General features: G+C 54.9%; 5 protein-coding genes and 2 pseudogenes (1 of these 7 running past the window's edge). 2 read left to right on the forward strand and 5 right to left on the reverse strand.

The window, feature by feature from the left end; genetic code table 11:
• Window positions 1-841 carry the 3' portion of a translation elongation factor EF-1 subunit alpha gene (tuf, locus tag Q9246_RS26465; protein WP_306394437.1) on the forward strand. It extends 551 nt beyond the left edge of the window, so 841 of the gene's 1,392 nt are visible here — the last part of the coding sequence; its start codon lies off the left edge, out of view; it ends in the stop codon at window positions 839-841.
• A gap of 121 nt (window positions 842-962) precedes the next feature.
• Here tuf (Q9246_RS26465) and Q9246_RS26470 read toward each other — a convergent pair whose 3' ends face one another.
• Both Q9246_RS26470 and Q9246_RS26475 read right to left on the reverse strand, forming a co-directional pair.
• A complete protein-coding gene (locus tag Q9246_RS26470; RefSeq protein ID WP_306394440.1) occupies window positions 963-1,775 on the reverse strand; it encodes a hypothetical protein in 813 nt (270 codons plus the stop codon).
• A 577-nt stretch (window positions 1,776-2,352) separates the two neighbouring features.
• Window positions 2,353-3,435 (reverse strand): RHS repeat domain-containing protein, encoded by a 1,083-nt coding sequence (locus tag Q9246_RS26475; RefSeq protein WP_306394441.1) that lies wholly within the window; start codon window positions 3,433-3,435, stop codon window positions 2,353-2,355.
• 298 nt (window positions 3,436-3,733) lie between these two features.
• Here Q9246_RS26475 and tuf (Q9246_RS26480) point away from each other — a divergent pair, with 298 nt between their 5' ends.
• Window positions 3,734-4,924 carry an elongation factor Tu gene (gene tuf, locus Q9246_RS26480; protein WP_109345418.1) on the forward strand — a complete coding sequence of 397 codons (1,191 nt, stop codon included), beginning with the start codon at window positions 3,734-3,736 and terminating at the stop codon, window positions 4,922-4,924.
• A 1,057-nt stretch (window positions 4,925-5,981) separates the two neighbouring features.
• Here the strand turns inward: tuf (Q9246_RS26480) and Q9246_RS26485 are convergent.
• The 3 genes and pseudogenes from Q9246_RS26485 to Q9246_RS26610 all read right to left on the reverse strand — a co-directional run.
• Window positions 5,982-7,028, reverse strand: coding sequence for an IS481 family transposase (locus tag Q9246_RS26485; protein WP_306394444.1), 1,047 nt, complete (start codon window positions 7,026-7,028; stop codon window positions 5,982-5,984).
• Window positions 7,025-7,906 (reverse strand): annotated as a pseudogene (locus Q9246_RS26490) (IS3 family transposase); the annotation flags it as partial. The gene Q9246_RS26485 and the pseudogene Q9246_RS26490, both read right to left, overlap by 4 nt.
• A pseudogene (locus Q9246_RS26610) lies at window positions 7,873-8,151 on the reverse strand (transposase); the annotation flags it as partial. The pseudogenes Q9246_RS26490 and Q9246_RS26610, both read right to left, overlap by 34 nt.
• Between the last annotated feature and the right edge of the window lie 27 nt (window positions 8,152-8,178).

An 8,178-nucleotide genomic window follows, 5' to 3' on the forward strand; every position in this document is an offset into this window, starting at 1 on the left:
CCCAGCTGCTGTCGCTTTCGTGCCCATTTCTGGATGGCACGGAGACAACATGTTGGAGCCTTCAACCAAAATGCCTTGGTTCAAGGGATGGCAGGTGGAGCGTAAGGAAGGCAAAGCTGACGGAAAATGCCTCATTGAAGCTCTCGATGCCATCCTGCCACCTGCCCGCCCCACTGACAAGCCCCTGCGTCTTCCCCTGCAAGACGTATACAAAATCGGTGGTATTGGTACCGTGCCCGTCGGCAGAGTTGAAACTGGTGTGTTGAAACCAGGTACCATTGTTGTCTTTGCCCCCGCCAACATCACTACTGAAGTCAAGTCTGTGGAGATGCACCACGAAGCTCTCCAAGAAGCTGTACCTGGAGACAATGTAGGTTTCAACGTAAAGAACGTGTCCGTCAAGGAATTGCGTCGTGGTTATGTTGCTGGTGACTCCAAAAACAACCCACCTAAGGGTGCTGCAGATTTTACAGCTCAAGTCATTGTGCTTAACCATCCTGGTCAAATCTCAAACGGTTACACACCAGTCTTGGATTGCCACACTGCCCACATTGCCTGCAAATTTGCAGAAATCAAAGAAAAAGTTGACCGTCGTACTGGTAAATCTACTGAAGTCAACCCAAAATCCATCAAGTCTGGAGATGCAGCCATTGTCAACTTGGTACCTTCCAAGCCTCTATGTGTAGAGTCCTTCCAGGAATTCCCACCCCTCGGTCGTTTTGCTGTCCGTGACATGAGGCAGACAGTTGCTGTCGGAGTCATCAAGGCTGTCAACTTCAAGGAGGCTGGTGGTGGCAAGGTCACTAAAGCTGCCGAAAAGGCCACCAAGGGCAAGAAGTAGCTAGAGCTGTTAACAGCACAATTTTTCATACAACTGCGATACTTCATTCACCGAAAGGTGTTTCGAAGGAAAAAAGGGCTACAAACTCATTCCTTTTCTATATTTTTTGGTTGTGATGTGTTTAGGCTAAGGCGTCTTTGCATCTAGTGACAAGGTTTGGACCCTCAGTCGAGAAGCAGGTGTCCTTGTCAGCAGCCTTGCAACATGTATCCAGGAACTGTGCAAAGTCATCCATGACAGTCTTCAGTTGCTCCGCTGTAGCCTTGGGCTTGTGCTTCACCAGCTCAGCAAGAGCCGTTTGTTTCTTAATCTGCTTCTCCTTCTCTGGAAGTGTGCAGATATCAGAGTGGAAGGTGAAGGTCTCAGCTTTAAACTCTTTGGGGACATATGTTTCATCAACTGTCAGAGCAGAGAAGCATGGCCGCCTTTCCACCAGGGATCCACTACAGCACTTGGTAACATGCTCACTCACTGGGGTCTTCTCATGCAGCAGACACACACGGTTCAGGATTGCAGACAGATAGTCTTCCACACAAGGCAGTCTCTGATCTTCAGGAAGTGTACAACACTTGGTGCCCACTCTTCCTAGGTTTCTTGCAGCCTCCACGAGAGTTGGGGTTGACACCTGAGGTGCTTTCTGGGTGTAGCGAACTAGAATGGCATTTTGGAATCCATATTCTCCAAGCTTCTCGTAAAGATCACAGTTGGTTTTGACCAAGTTCTTAGGCTCTTCTACAAGAGGCTGAAATTCAGCAAGCACTGTGCCGTAGCATGCGGGAGGATTGGCTTCAGCGCAGCACTTTTCCAGAGTGGCTTCATATTTCTTAGCAAGTCTCAGCAACAGGGATACAGAGTAATCAGGGTGTCTTCTTGAATATTCATACAAGAACGTGCCCAGGAAGACATCCTTGGCCTCAGCATAGTTCTTGCACACTTCCTGGTCCTCAACAAAATCAGCAGCNGTCTCAGCAACAGGGATACAGAGTAATCAGGGTGTCTTCTTGAATATTCATACAAGAACGTGCCCAGGAAGACATCCTTGGCCTCAGCATAGTTCTTGCACACTTCCTGGTCCTCAACAAAATCAGCAGCAATGGCAGGCAGATCAGCAGGCATGGTGTCATGCTCCACCTCACTAAGACAGTGGGCTTTCTTCAACAGTGGTTTATCGCAGCAAGTCTGCAGTTTGCTGGAGATAGTCGCCTGGTTTTCACACATGTACTTGGCAAGTTCCGCCCTGTCATCTGCGCATTCCAGCAGGTCACCATGGCAGCACTCCTTGTTGACTTTGGTCAGGTCTGTTGCCAATTTGGTGATTTCTGCAAAGTCAGCATTGGGGAATGTCTGGCTCAGACGAGCTACTGCCCATGCTTTAAAAGCTCTCTCTCCAAACTTCTGCATACTGGAGCACTTCATTCTCTGACGGACAGATGAGACCAATGCTTTCTCCTTCACACCATCAAGCTTCGGGGTCAGGCAGCTTTCCTTGTCAGCCTCTGCACAACACTGGGTCAGAATCTCATTGTACTGCTCAGCATAGTAAAGAAGTTCTGGCGGGTCTCGTGGCCAAGCGCATCGAGGACGTAGGTCAGGCGAATGTTCTTGTTCCACTCGAGCCGGGTGTCGTAGCTGCCGTCATCAAGCCACTCGCGGATCGCTTTGGCGTGTGGCCCGCTGTCGATGCTGGTGTCGTAGGCGAGGTTCATGCCGCGCCCAGTGCGGTCCGTATAGCGGGTGACGTGGTGGCGGTCATACTGGTACTGCCAGGCGGCGCCGTTTTCGTCCTGGGCGCGGGTCAGGTCGCCGTGCTCGTCGTAGTCATAGGCAGCGAGCTGGCGCAGCAGCTTGCCATCCTTGATTTCCCACAGCGCGCGGATGCAGCCGCTACCAGGATCGATCTGGGTACCGGCATGGGCTACGATGGTCTCGCCCTGCTTGCTGATGATGTCGCTGAGCACTTCTTCGCCAGCGTACGGACCACTGGCGACAACGTGGTCGTAACGCAGGCCGAGTGCGGCGCCGTCGCGGGAATGCAGCGCGATCAGCCGGAAATGCTCCTTGCCCAAGTCGGCTACCTTGGCGCGCACCGTGTCGACCAGCTCGTAGGACTCGCGCCAGGGGCTGGGTTCGCCGTATGGTAAAGGCTTGCCGAAGTCGAGCGTGAGCAGGGTAGCGCTCATGCGGGTGAGCGTGATTTGCTCGACCGGATCGTGGTGCCGCTGGCCAACGCCCAGCCAGGGGTAACGGTGACTGCGACCATCGGCAGCGTGATAGAGCAGGGCGGTGGGCTTTCCCTGGCCGAGGACGTCGATACGGGTACTGTACGGAGTGAGCCAGCGCGCGCCGAAGTTGCCGCGGTCATAGGCGGTCAATTGGCTGCGGTAGGTGCCGCTCCATTCGATAGGAAGCGGTGCATCCAGAACGAAGTCAAGGTGGGTGAAAGTCTCGGCGCCGGTGGCGAAGCTGATCGAGTGCGCGGTGCCGCCTTTTGCAGGGCACAGCTTGCAGGCATTGGCATCGCCGATGGCCGGGCGCTGTTGGCCGGTAGCGCCGAGCGGGTGCCCGGGGTTGTTCTTCTTGTGATCCGCACCCATGGCCGAGGGAACCAGCGCCGCATGCCGCTTCTTATGCTTGACAACCGCGGCGCGCAGCCGCNGATGGCCGGGCGCTGTTGGCCGGTAGCGCCGAGCGGGTGCCCGGGGTTGTTCTTCTTGTGATCCGCACCCATGGCCGAGGGAACCAGCGCCGCATGCCGCTTCTTATGCTTGACAACCGCGGCGCGCAGCCGCATCAGCATCCACCGGATGCTCATCTGCGTCTGTTCGTCGGCCAGGGCGGCGAGCTTGCTGCGGAACGCCGGCTTGAAGTCGGTCAGGTGGCCGATGATGCGAAATGGCAAAAGGTAAATTCGAACGGACCAAGCCGCACGTCAACGTCGGCACCATCGGTCACGTTGACCACGGTAAAACCACCCTGACGGCAGCAATCGCGACCGTCCTGTCGAAGAAATTCGGCGGCGAAGCCAAGGCCTACGACCAGATCGACGCGGCACCAGAAGAAAAAGCACGCGGCATCACCATCAACACCGCGCACGTCGAGTACGAAACCGAAAACCGTCACTACGCACACGTCGACTGCCCAGGCCACGCCGACTACATCAAGAACATGATTACCGGTGCCGCGCAGATGGACGGCGCGATCCTGGTGTGCTCGGCCGCTGACGGCCCAATGCCACAGACCCGCGAGCACATCCTGCTGGCGCGTCAGGTTGGCGTTCCATACATCATCGTGTTCCTGAACAAGTGCGACCTGGTCGACGACGCAGAACTGCTGGAACTGGTCGAAATGGAAGTCCGCGAACTCCTGTCGAAGTACGAGTTCCCAGGCGACGACCTGCCAATCATCAAGGGTTCGGCACGTATGGCCCTGGAAGGCCAGCCTGGCGAAATGGGCGAAGAGTGCATCACCCGCCTGGCAGAAGCCCTGGACACCTACATCCCAACGCCAGAGCGCGCTGTTGACGGCGCCTTCCTGATGCCAGTGGAAGACGTGTTCTCGATCTCGGGCCGCGGCACCGTCGTGACCGGTCGTGTCGAGCGTGGCGTGATCAAAGTCGGCGAAGAAATCGAAATCGTCGGCATCATCGACACCGTCAAGACCACCTGCACCGGCGTGGAAATGTTCCGCAAGCTGCTGGACCAGGGTCAAGCTGGCGACAACGTCGGCCTGCTGCTGCGCGGTACCAAGCGTGAAGACGTGCAACGTGGTCAAGTCCTGGCAAAACCAGGTTCGATCAAGCCGCACAGCAACTTCACCGGTGAGATCTACGTCCTGTCGAAAGACGAAGGCGGCCGTCACACCCCGTTCTTCAACAACTATCGTCCTCAGTTCTACTTCCGTACGACTGACGTGACCGGTTCGATCGAACTGCCAGCAGACAAAGAAATGGTCATGCCAGGCGACAACGTCTCGATCACCGTCAAGCTGATCGCTCCGATCGCGATGGAAGAAGGCCTGCGCTTCGCAATCCGCGAAGGTGGCCGTACCGTCGGCGCCGGCGTCGTGGCAAAGATCATCGCCTAATTGTCACATAACAGACCACTAAAATGAAGCCTATATTTTTGGTATTACTCGTCGCTACAAGCGCCTACGCTGCACCATCGGTGACCATCAATCAATACAGTGATAATGAAATTCCACGCGACATTGATGATGGAAAAGCTAGTTCCGTAATCTCACGTGCATGGGACTACGTCGATGACACCGACAAAAGCATCGCCATCCTCAACGTTCAAGAGATCTTGAAGGACATGGCCAGCCAGGGCGACTATGCAAGTCAAGCATCAGCGGTGGCCCAAACCGCCGGAATTATCGCCCATCTATCTGCCGGTATCCCCGGTGATGCCTGTGCAGCCGCTAACGTCATTAACTCTTACACAGACGGCGTCAGGTCCGGAAACTTCGCCGGCTTCAGACAATCTCTCGGTCCCTTCTTCGGACACGTGGGACAAAACTTGAATCTTATCAATCAACTCGTCATCAACCCTGGTCAACTCCGATACTCTGTCGGACCAGCCCTGGGTTGTGCCGGAGGTGGAAGAATCTATGACTTCGAAGCCGCTTGGGATGCAATCTTAGCCAGCAGTGACTCTGGTTTCTTAAATGAAGAGTACTGCATCGTCAAGAGATTGTACAACTCTCGCAACAGCCAAAGCAACAACATCGCTGCCTACATCACCGCTCACTTACTTCCCCCGGTTGCNGTCAACTCCGATACTCTGTCGGACCAGCCCTGGGTTGTGCCGGAGGTGGAAGAATCTATGACTTCGAAGCCGCTTGGGATGCAATCTTAGCCAGCAGTGACTCTAGTTTCTTAAATGAAGAGTACTGCATCGTCAAGAGATTGTACAACTCTCGCAACAGCCAAAGCAACAACATCGCTGCCTACATCACCGCTCACTTACTTCCCCCGGTTGCTCAAGTGTTCCACCAATCAGCTGGATCAATCACAGACCTCCTGAGAGGCGTTGGCAACGGTAATGACGCGACCGGTTTAGTTGCTAATGCTCAAAGATATATTGCACAAGCAGCCAGCCAGGTTCACGTCTAAATAAGAACTGTAAATAATGTATATATATAATTATATAAAAGATATATATAAACCATATACAAACATATATATATCATTATAAGACAATCTACCTATATAAAAACTGTCGAGTCCCGTTTGATCATAAACTCGTTTAACGAATAATTCTGGCCGCTTCTGCTGCCATTCCTTTAGCGCGAGGACGGGCGTTTTGCTGCCGATGGCGCGCTGCGGAATATGGTGGTTGTAAAGCTTTAGATAGTTGAGCAATGTGGCCTGCAGATCGGCCCTGCTGTCGAAACGGGTCTGCTGTAGCAGCTCGTTGATGCGCCCGTTGAAACGTTCGACCATACCGTTGGTTTGCGGATGGCGCGGCGGTGCCAGCCGATGCGCGGCAGGCAGGGCTGCGCAGGCGACGTCGAAAGCATGCTTGCCGCTTGGTTTCTTGTCTTTGGTAGTGAAGCGATCAGTAAATTGCGAGCCGTTGTCAGTCAGGATTTTGTTGATTTTGATGGGCGAAGCCAGCTTGAGCCGGCGTAGAAAATCGACGCTGCTCGCCTCGGTCATGTTGCCGTAGATGTGCATGAAAACCCAGCGTGTTGCCCGGTCGATGGCGACGAACAGATAGCGGCGGGAGGTTTCGTCCGGCATCTGCGGCAGGTACTTGATATCGATGTGGATGAAGCCGGGTTCGTAATCCTTGAAGGTCTTCTTCGGCGTGATCTTTTCGCCCTCGGCAGTCGCAATCAAATCCGTCAGACGCGACATGCCTTCACGCTTTAGCAGGCGCGCAATGCCTGCTCGCGAGACGGCCGGATTGATGTACTGCTTTGTGATGAACAGCAGGTCGTCGAGCGGCAGGTAGAGCGACTGGCGCAGAGCAAGGACAATGGCTTCCTGGGCCTGGCTCAGTGTCGTGCGCAGCGTATGTGCCCGGTGAGAGCGATCCTGCACATCGTCGCGCCCAAGCCACTTCTGTGCCGTGGCTCGGGTGATGTTGAAGACCTTGGCGGCTTCTCTGGAGGACAGGCCTGAATCCTTGATTTCCTGGCGAATCTTCGGTGTGGTGCGGGCCTGTGGGTGAATGCTTGAACTCATGCTGCCAACTGCTCCCGATGCGATTGAATACTGGGATTGCTGAACCCAGCAATCAAGTCGCCCAGCATAGCTTTTGCACGGAACAAAGGCCAGCTACGACGAGGAATATGATCGCACGATACTGAACAGGTAACTTCATTCTTCAGGTTCGAGAAGAAGCTCTCTGCCACGGCATTGTCGTGGCAGTTTCCTCGCCTGCTCATGCTCGGGCGGGCTTGATGATCCTTGAGGTAATTCCTGAACATGGCCGAGGCGAACTGTGAGCCTTGGTCGGTGTGACAGATCAATCCTGCCTGCGGTTTTTGCTGCGTGAACCCGGCTTGCAGCGCGGCTATCGCCAGCTTTGCTGTTTGACTGGACCCTGTGGTCCAGCCGACGACGCGGTGCGTACACAGGTCGATGAAGGCCGCCAGATGTAACGGTCCTTTGCGCGTTGCGATTTGGGTCATGTCTCCGACCCACACCTTATTCGGCGCGGCCCTGCTGAACTCGCGCTTCACAAGATCGTCTGCTGCAGGCTCGATTTTTTGATAGGTGCGCATCTTTCTAAAGCGCGCAGAACGTCGCGTTTCGATCCCTGCGATGCGGCGCAATCTGCCCACTCGGTTGCGGCCACACGCCACTCCCTCGGCCTGTAGCAGGCGCCACATTTTTATCGTGCCGGGTGCACGGCGATGCGCTTCATGCAATGCCTCAATGCGAATGCGCAACGCAATGTCCTGGCTGCTGCGTTCGCTCTCTGGGCGCTCGCGTGATGCGTAGCAGCCGCTGCGGCTAACTTTCAACAAACGGCACATCATAGCCACCGGGTGGCTGCCAGCATGCTGATGAATAAATGCGTACTTTACGGCTTGCGTTGCGAAAAGTACGCCTCCGCTTTTTTTAAGATGGTGTTCTCCATCTTCAGGCGTTCGTTCTCGCGGCGCAGCTTTACAAGCTCGTCTTCTTCTATGCCCGCTGGGCGACCAGGACCTTTGAAAGCGCTCTCAGCGCCAGCCTCCTCAAGCCGTTTCGCCCACTTGTAAAGCTGGTTACGCTTTACGCCGAGCTCAAGAGCAAGCGCGGTAGCATTGGCTCCGCTCTTGAGGCGAGCTACTGCTTCACGCTTGAATTCGCTGCTGTGAACGGTGCGCTTCGCCGTCGATTTCGT

This window comes from Telluria beijingensis, assembly GCF_030770395.1.
GTDB lineage: Bacteria > Pseudomonadota > Gammaproteobacteria > Burkholderiales > Burkholderiaceae_D > Telluria > Telluria beijingensis.